The sequence below is a fragment of the Chryseobacterium sp. Leaf201 genome (genome assembly GCF_001421435.1).
Lineage (GTDB): Bacteria > Bacteroidota > Bacteroidia > Flavobacteriales > Weeksellaceae > Chryseobacterium.
Window position 1 is genome coordinate 78,357 of record NZ_LMKA01000079.1, and the last position, 20,325, is coordinate 98,681.

Genomic DNA, 20,325 nt, shown 5'->3' on the forward strand with positions numbered 1-20,325 from the left:
AGTATGTTCAAAAAAATTTTAATAGCCGAAGACCAAGAAATGGGCAGTTATTCTGTTCAGAAAACATTAGAAGACCTTAATATCCCAAATGTAGATTACGTTTACTATTGTGATGATGCGTTAGCAAAAATAAAAAAATCTATCCGGGAAGACAGTCTTTATGACTTACTGATTACAGACCTTTCCTTTGAAGAAGACCACATCGAACAAAATATCAAGGATGGAAAAGAACTGATCCAAAAAGTAAGAGAATTACAGCCATCTTTAAAAATCATTGTTTTTTCAGGTGAACAAAAGGCAGGGATTATAGAATCTCTTTTTACAGAATATCATATTAACGGCTATGTCCGAAAAGCAAGAAATGATTCTAAAGAATTAAAAAAATCGATTGCATCTGTTTATATTAATGAAAATTATCTCTCTTTTGACCTGAAACAGGATGTGAAAAAATTCAACAGTTATGAGTTTTCTGCTTATGACATTACCCTTGTTTCATTACTTTCAAAGGGTATTTTACAGAAAAATATTCCCGTTCACCTACAGGAAAAAGACATTAAGCCCAACAGCCTGAGCAGTGTTGAGAAAAAACTGAACAGCTTAAAAGAAGACCTTGAAATGACCAGCAACGAGCAATTGGTTGCTTTCTGTAAAGACATTGGCATTATTTAAAGTAAATCCTTAAAGAAAATATTTAATAGGAACCTTTCAGTTTTTGAAAGGTTTTTTGTTTTTTATCCATTTTACGGTTTCCCGTAAGGATTGGATTTTAAAGGGTTATACTTTTGGAAATATATTAAACATAAACCCAGGCAATGGCACGAATAATTTTACAAAACCAACCTTTAAGAACCCTATCTGAAAGCAGACAGAATTCTTACAGCGTGATCAGCGACCGTGATATTCTTAAAAAGTGGTCTGAGGATTATTTAAAACTGATTAAAGGAATCGACGCCAAAATGATGGACGAAACCAAAGGCAAACAAGCATTGATGGAAAAAATCCAGGAAGAATTCGGGACTGCAGAACTTGCCAGCCTTCCGTTAGGAATTGTATCAAAATGTCACCTGGGACATCCTTACGAAGTTCATACACTGGATATAAGCAGCGGCCAGATCATCAGACATTATAAAAACAGAGAATCCCTCCCCGATCATTTTGAAAAAGCAAGGACACTCGCAAAACATAATGCATATGCCTTTGTAGAAGTGTATAAAGATAAGCTGATTCTGATTCGGGAAGACGGAACAGCTGCAAAACTATAATCTGAAAACTCAAATAAAATGTCACAAAAAGTAATTTCTTATGCGGATCTTTCCAGTATCAACAGTGCGCTGAGCTCCATTAAAGCAGATATGCGCGTGGTTAATGCAGAATTAGGAGGCATCAGCATTAAGCATGACCATCTTAAAAATGATTTATTAACTCTGGCAAACTCATTTGCAGATTTTGTAGAATCAGATATCAAACAAAAAGCGTTACAGCTTGCGGAAACCCGGCAGGGCAACCTGAAGCAGGATCTTCAGATCAGGTTCGGATATTATGCTGAAGTCCGCAGGATGGCGACCGGTATCCTTCAGGGAGCTGATACAGGAATTATCAGTGATGACACCCTAAGGCACACCACTGAAGAAGTTATGATAAAAGCCCCGGGCTATTGGCTTGCGCCTTCTCTGGTTGTTCTGGCATCATGGATCCGGGATGACAGAAACACATCTGAGAAAGCCCTTTCGGAAAGCTTAAAAAGGGACGATTATAAAACCACACTTTTCTTTATGCTGGTTATGAGAAGGCTGGGAAGAAATGAAGCCTGCCTTCAATGGATGAACAGATATTTCCTTCATCAGAATCCGCATGACCTGGACCGGGAATTTATTATTATCCTGGAAGCAATTACTACCGGAGTATTTCAGCCTGCATCACATCAGCTGATGATTAATAACATAAAAAGCTGGATTGATCAGCTTACGCAAACTGATAATTATATTGATAAACAAAAAGCTCAGTGGACTCGTTTTTTTGAAACAAAGGGTTCCTTATCAGAAAAAAAATATCCTCTGCTTGAGGAATACGCTGCCAATTGGGATCTTTTAAAATCTTCCGTAACCCAGGCAAGGTCCCATCATCCGTTGAACCTTCATTTTAAAAATATTTTTGAAACCGGGACAGACCATTCCAAAGCTACAAAAATTCAGCTTGATGAAATACTCTCGCTGCTGGTAACTAATTTTGATGATGAAGAGCTGCTGCTGCAAAATGAAGTCAGGCTAAACCAGCTTATTATTCAGGAGGACGGAGATAAAAAGTCTGCACAGGGCATAATGGATCAGGAAAAACACATCTTTGAGGAGAAAGTAGATTTTCTTCAGATGCTTACCAATGCAGCTTTCGATCCGGAACTGTCCGGAGCCACTAAGGCTACCCAGGCACTTGCCGTTTCCATCAGCCAGCCCTGGATCCTGGAAGCTCATGATACATTTACAGCCAAATACAGAAATAAGATTGAAGAAAAAGTAGAATTGGTTATTGATGGTTTTGAAACTTCAACAAACGATGGATCTGACGAGACAGAACAACTTCAGAAACATGATCAATACTGGTCTGGCTTATTAGAAAGTGAACTGAAAAAACTGACATCTCCCACGGCTGCAATTACCGTTGGGGTAATTATCGCTATTTTGAGCCTGATTATTTTTAAAATTGGGCTGATAGGCATTGCCGGAGTATTAATAGGAGGTTTAATTATCTGGTCTTCCGTTAACAGCCATAAAAATAAAAAGAAGAAAGCAATAGAAACCATTACCGAACGGAAGAAGAAATCCAAAGAGGTTTTACGCGGCTGCATTGCAGAAACAGTAGACTACCGTAAAGAATTTGCTCTGGAAGATGCAAAAGCAGAAGTCCTCAGACAAACACTAACTTCAGTAGCCCCTGAAGATTTCTCAGGGATTTCCAGAGATACAAGAAATATTTTACAGCCTTCTTAAAAGATAAATCATGAAAAACAACAATAATTCTGAAGAAAATAAAAATCCGAAACCGGTACAGCTGCAACGTCCCAATCTGTTTCAGGGAAGAACCGATGGAGAAAAAGAAAATGCAAAATTTTCAGACTGGGACATTCTGCCTCCCCATCAATTCATTAACCCCAGGATAAAAGCAAGATCATGAAAAGTACTGTAACCTATGCGGCATGGTGTAATTTATTTGAGCGTTTCGGGAATGGTGACGATACTGCTCTTGATGAAATGAATACCGGAAGTTTTGATCTGGATGCCGGAACTGCACAGCGTTTTTACAATCAGGCTGAGGAATCCTATAAAACCAGAAAAAAAAGATGGCTGGAAACATTTCAAAGATCTTTTGAAGCTCATCATATTAAGACAACACAGGATTTTGAAGCGGTTATCTTAACAGGAAGGAAAAATCTTATTCCGTTTTTAAAATTTTCAGAGTCAGAAGGATTGCCGGAAGATCTAAAAGACCTGTTCAGAAAAGACCTGAATGAATTCACGGACGAAATCAGAAAGTCCCTGAAAAAAAGTCTGCCCGGTACAGGAAAGGACCGGGAAAAGATCATCCTGATTATCAATTCTTTCCGTGTTTCTGAAAATAGCAGTAAAAAAAGTATTCAGCATGGTTTAAATCCGGATGAAGCAGAACCATCAACAAAAAGAAAAATAATCTTTTAATCATGTCAGATAAAATTGAATTTAAAAATTCTCTGTTACGGATGTTCCGCGCAAGGATCCCTTTCATTTCCATCAGGAGCATAGAGCGTACAAGAGTATTGGAGATTATTCAGGAATTAGCTGAAGAAATCAGTATCCCCATGTACGTCCACAGTCTTTCTCATGGCATGACAGATATTAAAACAAAGAAAACAGTTAATGATGACCGCTCCGTGGTAGGCGGTATTGATTTTGCCGTACAGAATATTTCACAAAGGCAAAACCTTACTTTTATTTTTACCGAAGTCAGTGACCTTGAAGATGACAATATTGTCTCAAGACACATTTATGACTGTGTAGTTCAGGCTATTGACAGAGGCGGAAGCATATGCATAATTTCTACTAAAAGTGTCTGGTCACAGCTCCAGAGACTGGGGATGACCCTGACTTTAGATCCGCCGAATGAAGATGAAATGCTAAAAATTGTCAGAGAATGCGTCCTTCCTTATCAGAATGCTTTCCCGATTGAATGGGATGAAAAAGATTTTAAAATGGCTGCATCAATTTTAGCAAACATGACAAAAATTGAAGCGGAAAACGTATTGGCCACCCAAATGGCAAAAGGTTCTTTAACCAAAGATGATATCAGGCTCCTTACGCAGGAAAAAGACAAGCTGTTCAGTGATATTTCAGGATTGGAAAAAGTAAAAATAGATCCGGGGATGCTTTCGGTGGGCGGATTAAGCGGATTACAGCAATGGCTGGATAACCAGAAACAGCTTCTAACGGCAGATCTAAAAGCCAGGAAACTGCGGCCTCCCAGAGGGGTTTTATTGGTAGGGGTTCCGGGCTGCGGAAAATCTTTATCTGCAAAGTTTATTGCGGCAACATGGAACCTTCCTTTATACAGGCTAGATTTTGCGGCCATCCAGGGCATGTATGTTGGACAGTCGGAAAACAGGCTGAAAGAAGCTTTTGAATCGGCCGACAATGCTTCACCCTGTATTTTATGGATTGATGAAATTGAAAAAGGATTGGCTGCAAATACCAGCGATTCGTCCGGTGTTACAACAAGAATGATCGGCCAGTTTTTATTCTGGCTTCAGGAAAGCACAGAAAAAGTATTTGTGGTAGCCACTGCTAATGATGTTACAAAACTTCCGCCTGAGTTACTTCGTAAAGGGAGATTTGATGAGTTATTTTTCGTTGACCTTCCGGAAGAAAATGAAAGAGCCGATATTATTAATCTTTATATTGAAAAAAATCTTTTGTCCCAGCCTTCCTCAGAGACTTTTGATAAACTGGTGACCCTTTCATCAGGATTTGCAGGTTCCGATCTGGAAGGGGCTGTAAGAGACGTTGCAATCCAGGCGGTGATCAATGGTGATGATTTTGTAAATGATAAGCTGTATGAAACCTGCTTCATGAATATCGTGCCTTTAAGCAAAACAAGCCCGGAAAAGATTGATGCCATCAGGGAATGGGGGAAGGAAAGAGCACTTCCGGCTTCCGGCCTGTCATGGAAACCTTTTGATGATAAAGTTACCATGAGGCGTTCAATCATTATTTAATCTTTATCTTAAACTCCACATACTTAAGAAGTTATTTTCATTTTTTACGGTTTCCCGTAAGGATTAACGTTCAAAGGGTTATACTTTTGGAATATCAACCAAATTAAAGATTATTATATTTAAAGAATCTGACCTGAAATATCCAGGTTACAGTAGAACAAGATTATATGGTGACTCAAGAATTACCGGACCCTTAGATGCTACCCTGTTAAACAGAAGTGAAATGTATGAAATGCTCTATTTTATTAATACATATATGGAAAATGAAAATCTGTATAATGTATCTGATGGTCATAAAATTGAGAAAATGATCAAAGATTATATACCCTCTACTCTGAGAAGCCAGGAAAATATTAAAAATTGGATAAAGAACAATTGGAATCAATATTAAACTATTTACTATGAAAAAACTACTACTTACAAGTTTATTAGGGTTAAGCTTTTTATTACCGGCAAGCATATCTGCTTCTGTAAATGAAACCGGTTCAAAAACTGAGCTCTCTTCTAAAAAACCAAGAAAAACCAGAAAAAGCTCCCGAAGCAGGACTAAAAGCTATGCTTCTTCAAGATCACCAAGATCCTATTCCAGAAGCACAAATAACTGTACCTATAACGGGCACCAGTTAATCGTAGGATCGCGGGGCGGATGTTATTATTACACAGGTAACAGCAAGAAGTATGTAGACAGAGCATATTGTTCAGGCTGTAATTAATTTACGATAAAACTAAAACCATTCAACATATTTAACCATTAAAAAAGCGAAGAATGAATTCATCATTTCTTCGCTTTTATTTTCTTACTTTCTGAGCATTTCCGTGTGCGGAATGTCATCTTCCAGATATTTTTTGCCCGTATCTTCAAACCCGAAATCACCATAGAACTTCAGCAGGTAATCCTGTGCGGAAATCCTGATTTCAGACGTATGAAAACGGTTTTCAACAGTTTCTACGGCATACCGGATCAGTTGTTTTCCAAGGTTTTTACCCCTTGCTTTTTCTGTGGTTAAAACCCTTCCGATAGAAGCTTCATCATATTTAATGCCTTTATTGAAAATCCGGCAGCCGGCCAGGACTTCCCCGTTTTCCTCTGCCCAGAGATGAAGCGCTTTCTGGTCGTAACCGTCAAGATCAGGATACGGACAGTTCTGCTCCACCACAAAAACATCGATCCTGCCTTTCAAAACAGCATATAATTCAGGAACGGTAAATTCATCAAAAGACTTGATTTTCCAGACAATATCACTCATCAAAAGTTACGTGGTTTAACGTTAAAAATTCATTGGTTTTCTTGATAAATTTCAGAATTTCGTCGCCACCCTCCTTTTTTTCAGCAGATGTTACGTATAGCTCCGGAAGGTCTTCCCATGTCTTATGCAGTTCTTTTTTATAATCTTCCACATTGGAGATTACGATATTAGGCTTCAGTTTATCTGCTTTCGTAAATACAATGGAAAACGGCACGCCGCTTTCACCGCACCACTGGATGAATTCAAGATCGATCAGCTGGGGCTTATGCCTGGAATCAACCAGGACAAAAAGGTTCACCAGGTTTCTGCGGTTAAGGATGTAGTTGGTAATCAGTTTCTCAAAGTCTTTCCTGATGGATTTGGAAACTTTGGCATACCCATATCCCGGTAAATCGGTAAGGTACCAGTTTTCATTTACTAAAAAATGATTGATAAGCTGCGTTTTTCCCGGGGTTCCTGAAGTTTTGGCCAGGTCCTTATGGTTCATCATGGCATTGATTAATGAAGATTTCCCGACGTTGGACCTCCCGATAAAAGCATATTCGGGAAGGTTGGGTTCCGGACAATCCTGCCATTTTCCGCTGCTCTTGACAAACGTTGCTGTTTTAATAACCATTTCTTGACGTATTTTTAGAAAAACAAACCATTAAGAAGTTCTTAATGGTTGTTTATATTATTATTTAATTTAAATTTTGTCTTTTATCCAGCCATACAGAATCTCGTTGAATTCATCAGGCTTTTCCATCATCGCCGCATGCCCGCATTTATCAATCCAGAACAATTCTGAATTCGGGATAAATTTATGCATATCCTCAGCCACTTCAGGCGGCGTTACATTATCCTGCCTGCCCCATATAAGGCATGTAGGAGTCAGGATTTTAGGTAAATCGTGCAGCATATTGTGTTTAATGGCACTTCTTGCCAGCATTACGGTTTTAATACCTTTCATCCTGTCATTCACTACCCCGAACACTTCATCAACAAGGTCTTCGGTAGCAACAGCCGGATCATAGAAAACCTCCTCTGTTTTTTTTCTGATATAGGAACGGTCGTTTTTCCTTGGAAAACTATCACCGAAAGTCCTTTCATACAATCCTGAACTTCCTGTAAGCACAAGGTTTTTAACCAGATCCGGTCTGGCCAAAGCCAGGATAAGCCCTACATGGCCGCCCATAGAATTGCCTACAATACTTACAGGCCCTTCAATATGGCTTTCTATAAACTTGATAATATATTTTGCTAAAGTGGTAAGATTGGTATTGAGTACCGGCAAATCGTAGATCGGCAACTGGGGAACATATACTTTGAATCCCCGGTTAGAAAAAAAATCCACCATCTTATCGAAATTACTTAAACCACCCATTAAACCGTGCAGCAGCACCAATGGATGTCCTTCTCCCGCCTCAACAAAGGTATATTTCTTTTCTTTTTTCGTACTAAATATCATATAATGCCTTAATAAAGCCTTGCAAAAATACAAATTAAACCTCAAAAATATTTTGATAACCCTAATTTAAAATAAAAATAACATACCAAACTCTTTTTTCTTTGCTTTTTTAATTAATTCTTTGCTATGAACCGAATAACAGCGTCTGCAACACCCGGCCGATCAATTTATTAAACCACTGAAACTTAGCTCCTGATAAAACTTATTAACATTAAGGTAAAATGTGGGAAAAAGTGGGAGCTTTTGGAAATTATTATATAAATTTGTCCCAAATGAAGAATTTCATTGGAACATATGAGTGTAAGATTGACGATAAAGGCCGGCTGAAAGTTCCTTCCTCCCTGATCAAACAGATGGAAGACCTCGAAGACAAGGCATTTGTAGTTAAAAGATCCGTGTTCCAACCCTGCCTGGAAGTATACCCTATGCATGCATGGGATAAAGTGATGGGCAAAATTAATAAGCTGAACAGGTTCATTAAAAAAAATGCTGATTTCATAAGAATGTTTACGGCAGGCGTGAAAACGGCAGAACTGGACAGCGCAGGAAGACTGCAGATTTCAAAGGATCTGACGCATTTCGCAAATCTCCAGAAAGATATTGTGATTACGAGTGCAGGAGAATTATTTGAAATTTGGGACAAGGAAGCGTATGAAAAGGTGATTTCAACCAATGAAGAAGATTTTGCCAGCCTTGCAGAAGAGGTAATGGGTGCATTTGATGAAGAATAAAAACGCTGAATATTAATAAAGTAAGAAAAAACACAACTTAACATGTATCATAACCCCGTTTTGCTGAGACAAAGTGTTGATGATTTGGTGACGAATCCGGACGGAATATACGTGGACTGTACCTTTGGCGGTGGCGGACACTCCAGGGAAATACTGAGCAGGCTGTCAGACAAAGGTAAACTGTTCAGCTTTGACCAGGACCTGGATGCCCTTAAAAATACGATTGAAGATCCCCGGTTTACACTTATTAACCAGAATTTCAGATTTCTGGAGAATTCCTTATTGATGTACGGCATTCCGCAGGTAGACGGTATCCTGGCAGACCTGGGTGTTTCATCCCATCAGTTTGACCAGGCCGAACGGGGCTTTTCAACAAGAAGCAATGCGCCGCTGGATATGCGGATGAACGTAATGCAGAGCCTTGATGCCAAAAGGGTGATCAATGATTATGAAGAAGATCAGCTGGCGGATATCTTTTACTATTATGGCGAACTTAGAGAAGCAAGAAAGCTGGCGAGGGACATTGCATACCATAGAAAAACCAAGAAAATCAATACCACGGAAGACCTGAAAAAACTGTTCAGCTATCTTCCGCCCCATAAGGTCAATAAATTTTACGCCCAGCTGTTTCAGGCGATAAGAATTGAAGTCAACCAGGAGCTTGAAGCCCTGAAGGAGATGCTGGTTCAGTCCTACAACATTTTAAAACCCGAAGGAAGGCTGGTGGTTATTTCCTACCACTCACTTGAAGACCGGCTGGTAAAAAGATTCCTGAAAAACGGAATGTTTGAAGGGGAGCCGGAAAGGGATATTTACGGAAACTATAAAAAAGCATTTGAACTGGTAAAGAGCAAAGCGGTTATTCCTGATGATCAGGAAATCGAAGAAAACTCAAGGGCCAGAAGTGCAAAAATGAGAACAGGAATAAAAATATAAATGATCAATAAATGATAGGCGATTCCAAATTTATCGGTTATCATTTATCAGTCATCAATTATAAGCAGCGTGGCAAAAAGAGCAACAACATACCGCCCTCAGAAGAAATTAACTTTTATAGATATTGTAAAAGGGAATTTCCTGAACCGTGATGAGGTAAAAATACACTATAAGTATTTTTTGCTGTTGTTTGTGCTGATGATGGCCATCATCTACAGCAACCACCTGGTGAATAAAAAAATAAAAATCGTTAACGCGTTAAAAGAAGAAACAGAAGAATATAAATCAAGAAACGCTTATGCGCAAAGTAAGCTGATCAAAGTAAAAATGGAATCTCAGTTGGGGAAAGAAGTGGCCCGGGACTCTTTGATGACCCTGGAAAACCATCCTCATAAACTGCTAATCAAACTGGACAGTACAGATGCAAAAACCGAATGAATACGATAACAAGCGTAAAAAAACGTTAAAATGGGGCTACCTCTTCACAGTGGTGGCTTTGTGCATGTTTGTCATGTTCTTGGCAAGGATCATAATCCTTCAGAACACCAATGTCCAGGAGATCAAAGATGATTACATCAATAAAAATTACCGGGAAGCAACCTTAAAGGCAGCCCGGGGAAACCTGTTTGCTTCAGACGGCTCCATTCTCGCAACCACCGTTATGCGGTATGATATCTATCTTGACTTCAAAACCATGAAGGATACGGTGTACATCAATAATATCGGTGCGTTAACTGATTCTCTGAGCAGAATGTTCGGAAAGTCACGGGCTGAATTCAGAAAGAAATTTGATGAGCAGAGAAAAAAGAAAAACCAGTATTACATGCTGGTAAAAGGGCTTGATTTTGACCAGTATGACAGAATCAGAAAATTCCCGATCTTTAAAAGAGGGAAAAACAAAGGCGGCTTTATCGTAGACAGAAACTATAAGCGTGAACTTGCCACTTCAGAAATCGGGGCCGGAACCATCGGAATGGACAACGGCGAATACAGCTCAGGGCTTGAAGGTGCTTTCTCGAAATACCTGAGAGGAACCGATGGAAAAAGACTGGAACAGAGGATCAATTCGTCCCAATGGAAACCGATTGATTACTGGAAAGTGAAAGAACCGGTGGATGGTGAGGATGTTTACACCACATTAGACCTCAGGATTCAGGATATCGCCCATTCTGCCCTGGAAAAACAGCTGATCAATTTCGAAGCAAAGCACGGAACCGTAATCGTTATGGAAGTGGAGACCGGAAAAGTGCGTGCCCTGGTCAACCTGAGACGCAATGAAGAAGGAGATTTTGTTGATTCCTACAACTACGCTTTAAAAGATAATATTGAGCCGGGTTCCACGTTTAAAACCATTTCGCTTCTGGCGGCAATGGACGACGGCTTTATTGATGAAAACACCACGGTGGACGTAGGAAACGGAGTCTGGGTCTACGCCAAACAAAGGATTTCAGACGGCCACGGCCATGGCATCTATGACATCAGTGATGTACTGGCGAAATCCAGCAACGTAGGAACGGCGAAACTGATTACAAAATATTACGCAGAAAAACCACAGATTTTCCTGGACCACCTGAAAAGATGGAAGCTGTTCGACAAAATGGATATCGAGCTTCCGGGCATCACCAAACCGAAAATCATAACACCGGAACATAAAAGATGGAATGCCGCAACCCTGGCCTCGATCGCTTACGGATATTCATCAAACATCAATTTATTGCAGTTAACTTCATTCTATAACGGCGTTGCCAACGGCGGAAAAATGCTGAAGCCTTTATTCATCGATAAAATCATGAAAGACGGAAAGCTGATGTACACCGCAAAACCGGAAGTAATGGTGAACAAAATGGCATCTGAAAAGGCCATTAAAATGATGACCAGTGCACTGACCAAAGCCGTAGAAAAAGGCACCGGGAAAAGCATCTTCACCCCGAACCTGAAAATGGCAGGGAAAACAGGAACCGCAAGGTTTGAATACTGGCTGCCCGGCCCTATGAAATACCGCGCTTCATTTGCAGGCTTCTACCCTGCCGACAAGCCGAAATATACCTGTTATGTAATGATCAGTGAGCCGAATACCGCAAAAGGATTTTACGGAGGAACTGTTTCTGCACCGGTATTTAAGGAAATTGCAGGGAAAACATTCCTGAAAACTCCTCAGAATATAGAAAAAGAAATGCTGGTCGACAGAAAGGTAAACCTGAATAAAATGGTGGAGCCTAATGTAAGAGTAGCCGTTAACAATAAGCAGATGCCCAGTGTAGTAGGATTGATCGGGAAAAATATTATTCCGCAGCTGGAAAATTTAGGGTACCGCGTGGATTTTAAAGGTGTCGGAAGGATTACGGAGCAGTTTCCCCTGGAAGGCACCACCATCAGTAAAAACCAGCGGATTTATTTATCCCTGCAGAATTAAAATAAGTTTAAAGCATGGCAGCATGAAAACCTGTCAGAATAAAAAATAGAAACGGGGCAAAGCCCATCCATATAAAATGGTATTAACAGAACTATTAAAAAGAATTCCGGTCTTAGAAATTCATGGTGATGATAGCCGTGAGGTTTCGGAGTTAGTTTTCGACAGCAGGAAGATCACAGAAAACTGTCTTTATATTGCAATCAGAGGAACGGTTGCAGACGGACATTCATTTATTGCCGCTTCTGCTGAAAAAGGTGCAAAAGTGATTGTCTGCGAAGAAATTCCTGAACATACGGATGAAAATATCACATACATCAAAGTAAAGGATTCTTCAAAAACGTTAGGTCAGTTAGCGTCCAATTTTTACGGAAACCCTTCGGAAAAGCTTCACCTAATCGGAGTTACCGGGACGAACGGAAAGACATCTGTTTCAACTTTGCTTTTCGATGTCTTTAAAAACTTAGGCTATGATTCCGTTCTGTTGTCTACTGTTGAAATCAGGATCGGAGATCAGGTAATCCCTGCTACGCATACCACTCCGGATGTTATTACCATCAACAAAATTTTAGCCCAGGCCGTTGAAGAAGGCTGCGACTTCGCATTCATGGAAGTGAGCTCCCATGGGATCGCGCAGAACAGAATCGAAGGTCTTCATTTTAAAATAGCCGGTTTTACGAACATTACCCATGACCACCTGGATTATCATAAAACGTTTGATGAATATTTAAAAACCAAAAAAAGGTTTTTTGATGGTCTTAACGAAAATGCAGTGGCCATTACCAATATCGATGATAAAAACGGGATGGTTATGCTTCAGAATACCAGGGCGGCAAAAAAGTCCTATGCTTTGAAGACTATGGCAGACTACCACGGAAAACTGCTCGAAGTTGATTTCAACGGAATGCTGCTGAACTTCAACGGAAAAGAATTCTGGACTACCCTGACAGGGAAATTCAATGTCTATAATTTACTGCTGGTTTTCGGTATTGCTGCTGAGCTTGGCTTTGAGCAGGAAGTAATCCTTCAGGCGATCAGCCAGCTGAAAAGGGTTTCCGGAAGGTTTGAAACCTTTAAATCGGACGGCGGGATTTTCTTCATTGTAGATTATGCCCACACACCTGATGCCCTTGAAAATATTCTGGACAGCATCAATGATATCCGGACGAAAAACGAGAGGCTGATCACCGTGTTCGGCTGCGGCGGAGACCGGGACCATGCCAAGAGGCCGGAAATGGGAAATATTGCCAGTAAGAAATCCACACTGGCCATCATTACCTCAGACAACCCCAGAACAGAAGACCCGGCACAGATTATCAGGGAAATTGAAGCAGGCGTTGAGCCCCAGTATTTCAGCAAATACACGTCAATCCCGGACAGAAAAGAAGCCATAAAAATGGCCATAAAGTTTGCAGAACCTAAAGATATTGTACTGGTAGCCGGAAAAGGACATGAAAATTACCAGGAAATCAACGGGGTGAAGCACCATTTTGATGATAAGGAAGTCATTATTGAGCTCTGGAAATTAATGAGTAAGTAAAGTTGATAAACGGTAATTGATACCATTCATCGATAATCATTTATCATTTAAAAAATAAGAAATGTTATACTATCTATACGAATATTTAACAAGTCAGGGAATCCACGTTCCGGGATTGGGGCTGCTGAGGTACATCTCCTTCCGTGCCGGGATGGCGGTGCTTTTCTCGCTGATCATTGCTTTGGTATACGGAAAAAGAATCATCAGCTTCCTGAGAACAAAGCAGATGGGCGAACTGGTCCGTGATTTGGGATTGGACGGACAGAAGCAGAAAGAAGGAACCCCTACCATGGGAGGCCTTATAATCATCATGGCAACGCTTATTCCCGTTCTGCTGTTTACCCGGATTACCAATGTGTATATCGTGCTCTTGCTGGTTTCGATGATCTGGATGGGGGCCATCGGCTTCCTGGATGATTATTTGAAAAAAATTAAAAAAAACAAAGACGGGTTAAGCGGGAAATTCAAAATCGTGGGACAGGTTGGCCTGGGGCTGATTGTTGGCGTTACGATGTATTTCCACCCAGATATTACCGTCAAAAGAAAATATTCGGATGCCAAAGTGGTCAACAGAAATAATGTAGAGCAGAATTTTATGCCTACAGAGAAAATCGCCATTTCCACCGTTCCTTTTGCGAAGAACAACGAATTCGATTACAGCGGAATCCTGTTCTGGATGAACGACAAAGATGCCCATGAATGGGCATGGATAGTTTTTATCCCGATTGTGATATTCATTGTAACGGCTGTATCCAACGGAGCCAATATCACAGATGGGATTGATGGTCTGGCGGCAGGCACAAGCACGGTCATTTTACTGGCGCTGGGACTGTTCGCCTATCTTTCAGGAAACATCATCTTCGCTGATTACCTCAACATTATGTTCCTCCCGAACATGGGGGAAACCACCATTTTCGTGGTTGCCATGGTAGGGGCCGTCATTGGGTTTTTCTGGTACAACACCTATCCTGCCCAGGTTTTTATGGGAGACACGGGAAGTCTGATGCTGGGCGGTGTAATTGCCGTATTAGCCATTATTTTAAGAAAAGAATTAATGATTCCCGTCTTATGCGGGATTTTCCTGATAGAAAATGTTTCTGTAATGCTTCAGGTTATCGTATTCAAATACAGAAAAAGAAAATTCGGGCTGGAATATGCCCAGGGCAACAGGCTGTTCAGAATGTCACCCCTGCACCATCATTATCAGAAAGGCGGGTTTCATGAAAGCAAAATCGTTAACCGGATGATTATCATTGGCGTGATGCTGGCCATTGTGTGTCTGATAACATTAAAAATGAGATAAAAACCGGCAGTAGGCCGTAAGCGGTAAGCATCAGGCTTAAAGCTTACAGCCCACAGCATAAAGCAGATAAATATGAAAATAGTTGTTTTAGGAGGAGGAGAAAGCGGATGCGGAGCTGCTTATTTGGCTAAGAAACAGGGCCTGGAAGTTTTTCTTTCAGACCAGGGGGCAATTAAGGATAACTATAAGCAGTTTCTTACAGACAATGATATTGAGTTTGAAGAAGGAAACCACAACGAAGAGAAAATCTTAAACGCCGACTGGATTGTAAAAAGTCCGGGAATTCCGAAGAAGGCGGAGATTATCTATAAAATTCAGGACAGAGGCATCAGGCTTTCCTCTGAAATTGAGTTTGCTTCAGAGTTTACAGATGCTAAAATCATTGCCATCACCGGAAGCAACGGAAAAACAACTACCACATCACTCATTTACCACATCCTGAAAAATGATGGCCTGAATGTAGGTTTAGGCGGAAACATCGGGTACAGCTTTGCAAAGCAGGTGGCTGATGAGAACCATGAATATTATGTACTGGAAGTAAGCTCTTTCCAGCTGGATGACATCCAGAATTTCAGGCCTTATATATCTTTACTGCTGAATCTGTCTCAGGATCACCTGGACCAGTACAACTACAACTATGAAGAATATGCGCTGGCGAAATTCAGGATTGCGGAAAACCAGGAAAATGATAATTTTTTCATCTACAATAAAGATGATGAAATGAGCAAGAACCTGCTGGAAAAACTTGAAATAAAAGCGAAGATGATTCCTTTTTCAACCAAAGAAAAACTGTCCGAAGGAGGTTTTATGGATGAAGACAGGATTGTGGTACAGCTTCAGGACAGGTTTTCCATGAAGGCGGAAGAATTATCACTTCTCGGCAGTCATAACGTAGCCAACAGCTTAGCCGCTTCTATCGCCGGTAAAATACTGGAAATCAACAATGAAAGCATCAGGAATTCATTGATGACCTTTCAGGCGGTGGAGCATAGATTAGAGTTTGTTACTGAAACCGACGGCGTGAAATACATCAATGACAGTAAGGCAACCAACGTTAATGCTACCTATTACGCATTGGAAAGCATGAAAACGCCTACCGTGTGGATCGTCGGAGGCCTGGACAAAGGAAACGACTATACCGAAATTGAAGATTTAGTTAAAAGAAAAGTAAAAGCCATTGTCTGTTTAGGACTTGACAATCAAAAGATTATAGACTTCTTTAAAGATAAGAAGGAATTTATATATGATACCTCAAGCATGGAAGAGGCAATAAAAATCTCAAAATCTCTGGCTAAAAAAGGAGATACGGTTTTGCTCTCTCCCTGCTGCGCCAGCTTTGATTTATTCAAAAGCTATGAAGACAGAGGCCATCAGTTTAAAGAGCAGGTATTAAAAGCCAGTAGCCAACAGCTGAAAGCAAACATATGAACGAACAAGACACAGAAAACAGATTTGAATTCCTGAAGGGCGATAAAGTACTTTGGATGGTCATTCTTGTGATCTCCGTTTTCTCCATCTTCCCTGTATATTCTGCAAGTTCAAATCTGGAATATATTGTTAATAACGGGACCACTACCGGTCACGTGATCAAGCATATGTTCTTTGTAGTCCTGGGGCTGGCCATTATGAGGGTAGTCGGGATGGTAAAATATGAATACATCGGCAAGCTCAGCAGCATCATGCTCGGCCTGATGATTGTCCTCTTAATCATCACCATGTTTACCGGACAGACCATTGACGGAGCCAGTGCCTCGCGGTGGCTGAAAATCCCAGGAACCCCGATCTCTTTCCAGCCGTCTTCTTTTGCATTCCTGATGCTCATTATCTATCTGTGCCGCTATCTGACAAAGAAAATCACCCGCGAAAGGCTCCCGATTGAGAACATTATGTACATCTTCGGGCCTATCCTGTTGGTGTTCGTTCTTGTTGCCAAAGATAACGGATCAACCGCATTAATGATTCTGATGGTTTCCGTTATTGTTCTGATTGTAGGACAGTTACACTGGAAATACATCGCAGGGTTTATCTCCTCGTCATTTGTTGCAATTGTCCTGTTTTTAGTTATTGCCTTAAATACCAATTTAATCGGCGGAAACCGTGTGCATACCTGGATGAGCCGTATAGAAACCTTTACCTCAAGCAAAGCAAAATCCGCTGATGTTGATGATGAAAGCATAAAAGCCAAAAATTATCAGGTGATGCAGGCAAAGGCAGCCATCGTACACGGTGGCATTACCGGGATGGGCCCTGGGAAAAGTGCTTTAAAACAAATGCTTCCGCAATCGGCCTCCGACTTTATTTTCGCCGTTATTGTGGAGGAATACGGGGTAATCGGTGCTGCATTCCTCGTCAGCCTGTATCTCATCATGATGATCCGTATTGTGATGATCGCCAGTAAAATGCCGGCCTTTTTCGGATCACTGCTCGTACTCAGCCTCGGCGTGATGATTTTCATACAGCTTTCGGTTAATATTGCCGTAGCAGTCAATCTGATCCCGGTTACCGGGCAGCCGTTGCCGCTGATCAGTTACGGAGGAACCTCCATGCTGGTTACCTATCTGCAGCTGGGGATTATTTTAAATATCAGTTCGAGGATCCAGATTTATGATGAAGAAGGAATGGGCAAAAAACAAAGCGTTGCAGAAATAAACGATATCGCTTAAAACAAAAACAAAATGGAAATAAGAAAAATTACTTTTACCAATAACAGAAATACAGAAAACCCGGTGGTTATTGACACAAATGAAGATATCATCAATTTTCTTGAAACTTTTAAACTGGAAGCTGAAGAAGTTATAGAGCTTAACGATGCTATGTATACCGTGAAAGCTGTCTCAGAAAAAAATATTGAGGGTAAAAATGAAATTTTGGTTGATGTAGAGTTTATTGATCTGATTGAAAATCAGCCTACAGCTTAAAATTGATATCATGAACAAAAGACTAAAAGTAGTGTTGAGCGGCGGCGGCACAGGAGGACATATCTTCCCGGCTATTGCTATTGCAGACGAAATCAGAAGACGATTTCCGGATACTGAGTTTTTGTTCATCGGCGCCAATGGTAAAATGGAAATGGAAAAAGTTCCCCAGGCCGGTTATGCCATTGAAGGAATTGATATCGCAGGAATTAACAGAGGGAATATCCTCTCAAACCTGGGCCTGCCTTTTAAGATTTTAAAAAGCTTATCTAAAGCTAAAAGGATCATTAAAAACTTCGATCCGGATTTTGCAGTAGGAACCGGTGGTTTTGCAAGCGGCCCGGCCTTATATGAAGCAGGCAAACTGGGAATCCCTGTTTTTATTCAGGAGCAGAATGCCCATGCAGGCGTCACCAATAAAATATTAAGCAAAAAAGCAAAAGCCGTTTTTACAGCCTATCCTGAAGTAGAGGGCTTTCCGGCTGATAAAATAAAGTTTCTGGGCAACCCGATCCGCTCAGCAATTGTTTCAGGAATGCAGGATCCTGCGCAGGCAAAAGAAAAAATGGGTCTTGATAAAGATAAACTGACGATTCTTTCAGTCGGTGGATCTTTAGGTTCCAGAACATTAAACAATGGCTGGAAAGAAAACCTTGAAAACCTTAAAGAAAAAGGGTATCAGTTGATCTGGCAAACCGGTAAACTGGATTACAGCGAGCTGTCTTCCGGCCTTGACCTTCCGGATGCTGTTCAGCTGAAGGAATTTATCAAAGATATGGAAACTGCCTATTCTGCAGCCGATGTGATTGTTTCAAGAGCGGGAGCCATCGCCATTTCAGAGCTGGCAGTAGCACAGAAACCGGTGATACTCGTTCCTTTTCCTTTTGCGGCAGAAGACCATCAGACTAAAAATGCCCTGAACCTGGTTGAAAAAAATGCAGCCAGAATGGTAAAAGACACCGAAATGCAGGAAAAATTCTGGAATACAGTATCAGAAATCTGCGAAAATGAAAATATAAGAAAAGAAATGTCTCAAAATCTCACCTATTTTGCCAAGCCAGATGCTGCAAAAGAAATTGTAGATGAGATTTTTAAAGTGATACCATAAGATAATCTGAATTAATTTTTAATCATTTAATCTTTAATTTTTTTAAATAAAATAATGAACAGTTTAGAAACATATCAGAATTTTTACTTCGTTGGAATCGGAGGTATCGGAATGAGTGCTTTGGCACGTTATTTCCATGCTTCGGGCAAAAAAGTTTCAGGCTATGACAAAACCAATACCAAACTTACCCAGGTTTTAATGAGCGAAGGAATAGATATTGTTTTTGAAGATGTCATTGATGAAACCATCACGTCCCTTCATCAGGAAAATACACTGGTGATCTACACGCCGGCCATTAAGAAACTGGGCATTCTGGACTATTTCACTGAAAATCAGTTTACAATACTGAAGCGCGCAAAAGTCTTAGGCCTGATTACAGAAAACACAGACTGCATTGCCGTTGCCGGAACACATGGCAAGACCACAACGTCTACCCTGGTCTCTCATTTATGCAAAGAGGCAGATCTTTCTTTTTCCTGCTTTTTAGGAGGAATTTCTGAGAATTTTAAGTCGAATTTCCTGTACAACGGCGCAAAATATGCTGTAGTAGAAGCGGATGAATACGACCGGAGTTTCCTGAATCTTTCCCCGGACTGGGCGGTGATCACTTCAACTGACGCTGACCATCTGGATATTTATGGTGATAAAGATACCATTGAAGAAGGTTTCAGGCAGTTTGCAGCTTTGGTTCCGGATGAAAAGCAGCTTTTTGTAAGAAAAGGAATCGAGATCGGAAGACCTCACCTGACGTATGCCGTGAATGAAGAAGCCGACTATTATTCGGATCATCTTCGGATGGAGAATGATAAGATTCTTTTTGATTTTCATACCCCTGAAGAAACGGTAAAGGATTTTATATGGGAAACCCCGGGGATCCATAATGTAGAAAATGCAACGGTAGCACTGGCTATCCTTCATAATCTGGGAGTGGATTTCGATGTGCTGAAGAAAGCGATTGCAGGGTTTAAAGGAATTAAAAGAAGATATACAAAACACAGCTGTACAAACGGTAAAATATATATCGACGATTATGCACACCATCCCACAGAGATTAATGCAGTAATAAGCTCAATCAGGACTTTTTATCCTGAAAAGAAATTACTGGTAATTTTCCAGCCGCACCTGTTCAGCAGGACAAGGGATTTTGCGGACGGATTTGCAGAAAGTTTAAGCCAGGCAGATGAACTGATCCTGCTGGATATTTACCCCGCGCGCGAGCTGCAGGAGAATTATCCGGGAATCACATCAGAATGGTTATCAGAAAAAATAACACTGGATAAAAAGGAAGTATCAACATTACATGATGCTTTCGGGAAAATAAAGGAAAAAGAGTTTGACATCATTCTTACCATAGGCGCAGGAAACATAGATACCCTGTATGACCCTATCTGTGAATGGACCGAAATAATTAAGAATTAATAATTTTAAAGCAGTTTAAAAGGTCTGAAA

At 40.6% G+C, this 20,325-nt stretch carries 21 protein-coding genes; 18 read left to right on the forward strand and 3 right to left on the reverse strand.

Annotated elements, in window-relative coordinates; translation table 11 throughout:
• The first annotated feature begins 3 nt into the window (after window positions 1-3).
• The 7 genes from ASE55_RS11840 to ASE55_RS20140 all read left to right on the forward strand — a co-directional run bounded on the left by ASE55_RS11840 (window position 4) and on the right by ASE55_RS20140 (window position 5,952).
• Window positions 4-669, forward strand: a complete 666-nt coding sequence (locus ASE55_RS11840) for a response regulator (protein WP_056219684.1) — start codon at window positions 4-6, stop codon at window positions 667-669.
• 143 nt (window positions 670-812) lie between these two features.
• Window positions 813-1,262: a hypothetical protein gene (locus ASE55_RS11845; RefSeq protein ID WP_056219687.1), complete on the forward strand. Its 450-nt coding sequence runs from the start codon at window positions 813-815 to the stop codon at window positions 1,260-1,262.
• An 18-nt stretch (window positions 1,263-1,280) separates the two neighbouring features.
• On the forward strand, window positions 1,281-2,984 hold the full coding sequence (locus tag ASE55_RS11850; protein WP_056219690.1) for a hypothetical protein: 1,704 nt from the start codon (window positions 1,281-1,283) through the stop codon (window positions 2,982-2,984).
• Between the two features lie 10 nt (window positions 2,985-2,994).
• Window positions 2,995-3,168, forward strand: coding sequence for a hypothetical protein (locus ASE55_RS20335; protein WP_157844649.1), 174 nt, complete (start codon window positions 2,995-2,997; stop codon window positions 3,166-3,168).
• A complete protein-coding gene (locus ASE55_RS11855) occupies window positions 3,165-3,689 on the forward strand; it encodes a hypothetical protein (protein WP_056219693.1) in 525 nt (174 codons plus the stop codon). The genes ASE55_RS20335 and ASE55_RS11855 overlap by 4 nt, the downstream gene beginning before the upstream one ends.
• 2 nt (window positions 3,690-3,691) lie before the next feature.
• Window positions 3,692-5,239 carry an AAA family ATPase gene (locus tag ASE55_RS11860; protein WP_056219695.1) on the forward strand — a complete coding sequence of 516 codons (1,548 nt, stop codon included), beginning with the start codon at window positions 3,692-3,694 and terminating at the stop codon, window positions 5,237-5,239.
• Window positions 5,240-5,640: 401 nt separating this feature from the next.
• The gene (locus ASE55_RS20140; RefSeq protein WP_128414560.1) at window positions 5,641-5,952 is read left to right on the forward strand and encodes a hypothetical protein; all 312 of its coding nucleotides are present in this window, start codon (window positions 5,641-5,643) and stop codon (window positions 5,950-5,952) included.
• Window positions 5,953-6,036: 84 nt separating this feature from the next.
• Here ASE55_RS20140 and ASE55_RS11870 read toward each other — a convergent pair whose 3' ends face one another.
• The 3 genes from ASE55_RS11870 to ASE55_RS11880 form a co-directional block, all read right to left on the reverse strand.
• Entirely contained in the window at window positions 6,037-6,486 is a 450-nt protein-coding gene (locus ASE55_RS11870; protein ID WP_056219702.1) for a GNAT family N-acetyltransferase, read from the reverse strand.
• Window positions 6,479-7,102: a ribosome biogenesis GTP-binding protein YihA/YsxC gene (gene yihA / locus ASE55_RS11875; protein ID WP_056219705.1), complete on the reverse strand. Its 624-nt coding sequence runs from the start codon at window positions 7,100-7,102 to the stop codon at window positions 6,479-6,481. Before yihA ends, ASE55_RS11870 begins: the two co-directional genes overlap by 8 nt.
• Before the next feature lie 69 nt (window positions 7,103-7,171).
• The gene (locus tag ASE55_RS11880; RefSeq protein WP_056219708.1) at window positions 7,172-7,933 is read right to left on the reverse strand and encodes an alpha/beta fold hydrolase; all 762 of its coding nucleotides are present in this window, start codon (window positions 7,931-7,933) and stop codon (window positions 7,172-7,174) included.
• 272 nt (window positions 7,934-8,205) lie between these two features.
• On the opposite strand from ASE55_RS11880, the gene mraZ reads away from it, so the two are divergent.
• From mraZ to murC, 11 genes are all read left to right on the forward strand, one after another.
• A complete protein-coding gene (mraZ, locus tag ASE55_RS11885) occupies window positions 8,206-8,664 on the forward strand; it encodes a division/cell wall cluster transcriptional repressor MraZ (RefSeq protein ID WP_056219818.1) in 459 nt (152 codons plus the stop codon).
• Window positions 8,665-8,706: 42 nt separating this feature from the next.
• Entirely contained in the window at window positions 8,707-9,600 is an 894-nt protein-coding gene (gene rsmH / locus ASE55_RS11890; RefSeq protein WP_056219711.1) for a 16S rRNA (cytosine(1402)-N(4))-methyltransferase RsmH, read from the forward strand.
• 69 nt (window positions 9,601-9,669) lie between these two features.
• Entirely contained in the window at window positions 9,670-10,038 is a 369-nt protein-coding gene (locus ASE55_RS11895) for an FtsL-like putative cell division protein (RefSeq protein WP_056219718.1), read from the forward strand.
• Window positions 10,022-12,013 (forward strand): penicillin-binding transpeptidase domain-containing protein, encoded by a 1,992-nt coding sequence (locus tag ASE55_RS11900; protein ID WP_056219721.1) that lies wholly within the window; start codon window positions 10,022-10,024, stop codon window positions 12,011-12,013. Before ASE55_RS11895 ends, ASE55_RS11900 begins: the two co-directional genes overlap by 17 nt.
• A 76-nt stretch (window positions 12,014-12,089) precedes the next feature.
• The gene (locus ASE55_RS11905; protein ID WP_056219725.1) at window positions 12,090-13,550 is read left to right on the forward strand and encodes a UDP-N-acetylmuramoyl-L-alanyl-D-glutamate--2,6-diaminopimelate ligase; all 1,461 of its coding nucleotides are present in this window, start codon (window positions 12,090-12,092) and stop codon (window positions 13,548-13,550) included.
• Window positions 13,551-13,611: 61 nt separating this feature from the next.
• Entirely contained in the window at window positions 13,612-14,853 is a 1,242-nt protein-coding gene (mraY, locus tag ASE55_RS11910) for a phospho-N-acetylmuramoyl-pentapeptide-transferase (RefSeq protein ID WP_056219728.1), read from the forward strand.
• Between the two features lie 72 nt (window positions 14,854-14,925).
• Window positions 14,926-16,281, forward strand: coding sequence for a UDP-N-acetylmuramoyl-L-alanine--D-glutamate ligase (murD, locus tag ASE55_RS11915; RefSeq protein ID WP_056219730.1), 1,356 nt, complete (start codon window positions 14,926-14,928; stop codon window positions 16,279-16,281).
• The gene (locus tag ASE55_RS11920; RefSeq protein WP_056219733.1) at window positions 16,278-17,516 is read left to right on the forward strand and encodes an FtsW/RodA/SpoVE family cell cycle protein; all 1,239 of its coding nucleotides are present in this window, start codon (window positions 16,278-16,280) and stop codon (window positions 17,514-17,516) included. The genes murD and ASE55_RS11920 overlap by 4 nt, the downstream gene beginning before the upstream one ends.
• Window positions 17,517-17,528: 12 nt before the next feature.
• The gene (locus ASE55_RS11925; RefSeq protein ID WP_056219736.1) at window positions 17,529-17,771 is read left to right on the forward strand and encodes a hypothetical protein; all 243 of its coding nucleotides are present in this window, start codon (window positions 17,529-17,531) and stop codon (window positions 17,769-17,771) included.
• Window positions 17,772-17,781: 10 nt separating this feature from the next.
• Window positions 17,782-18,876 carry an undecaprenyldiphospho-muramoylpentapeptide beta-N-acetylglucosaminyltransferase gene (murG, locus tag ASE55_RS11930; protein WP_056219821.1) on the forward strand — a complete coding sequence of 365 codons (1,095 nt, stop codon included), beginning with the start codon at window positions 17,782-17,784 and terminating at the stop codon, window positions 18,874-18,876.
• 54 nt (window positions 18,877-18,930) lie between these two features.
• Window positions 18,931-20,295, forward strand: coding sequence for a UDP-N-acetylmuramate--L-alanine ligase (gene murC / locus ASE55_RS11935; protein ID WP_056219737.1), 1,365 nt, complete (start codon window positions 18,931-18,933; stop codon window positions 20,293-20,295).
• The last annotated feature ends 30 nt before the right edge of the window (window positions 20,296-20,325 follow it).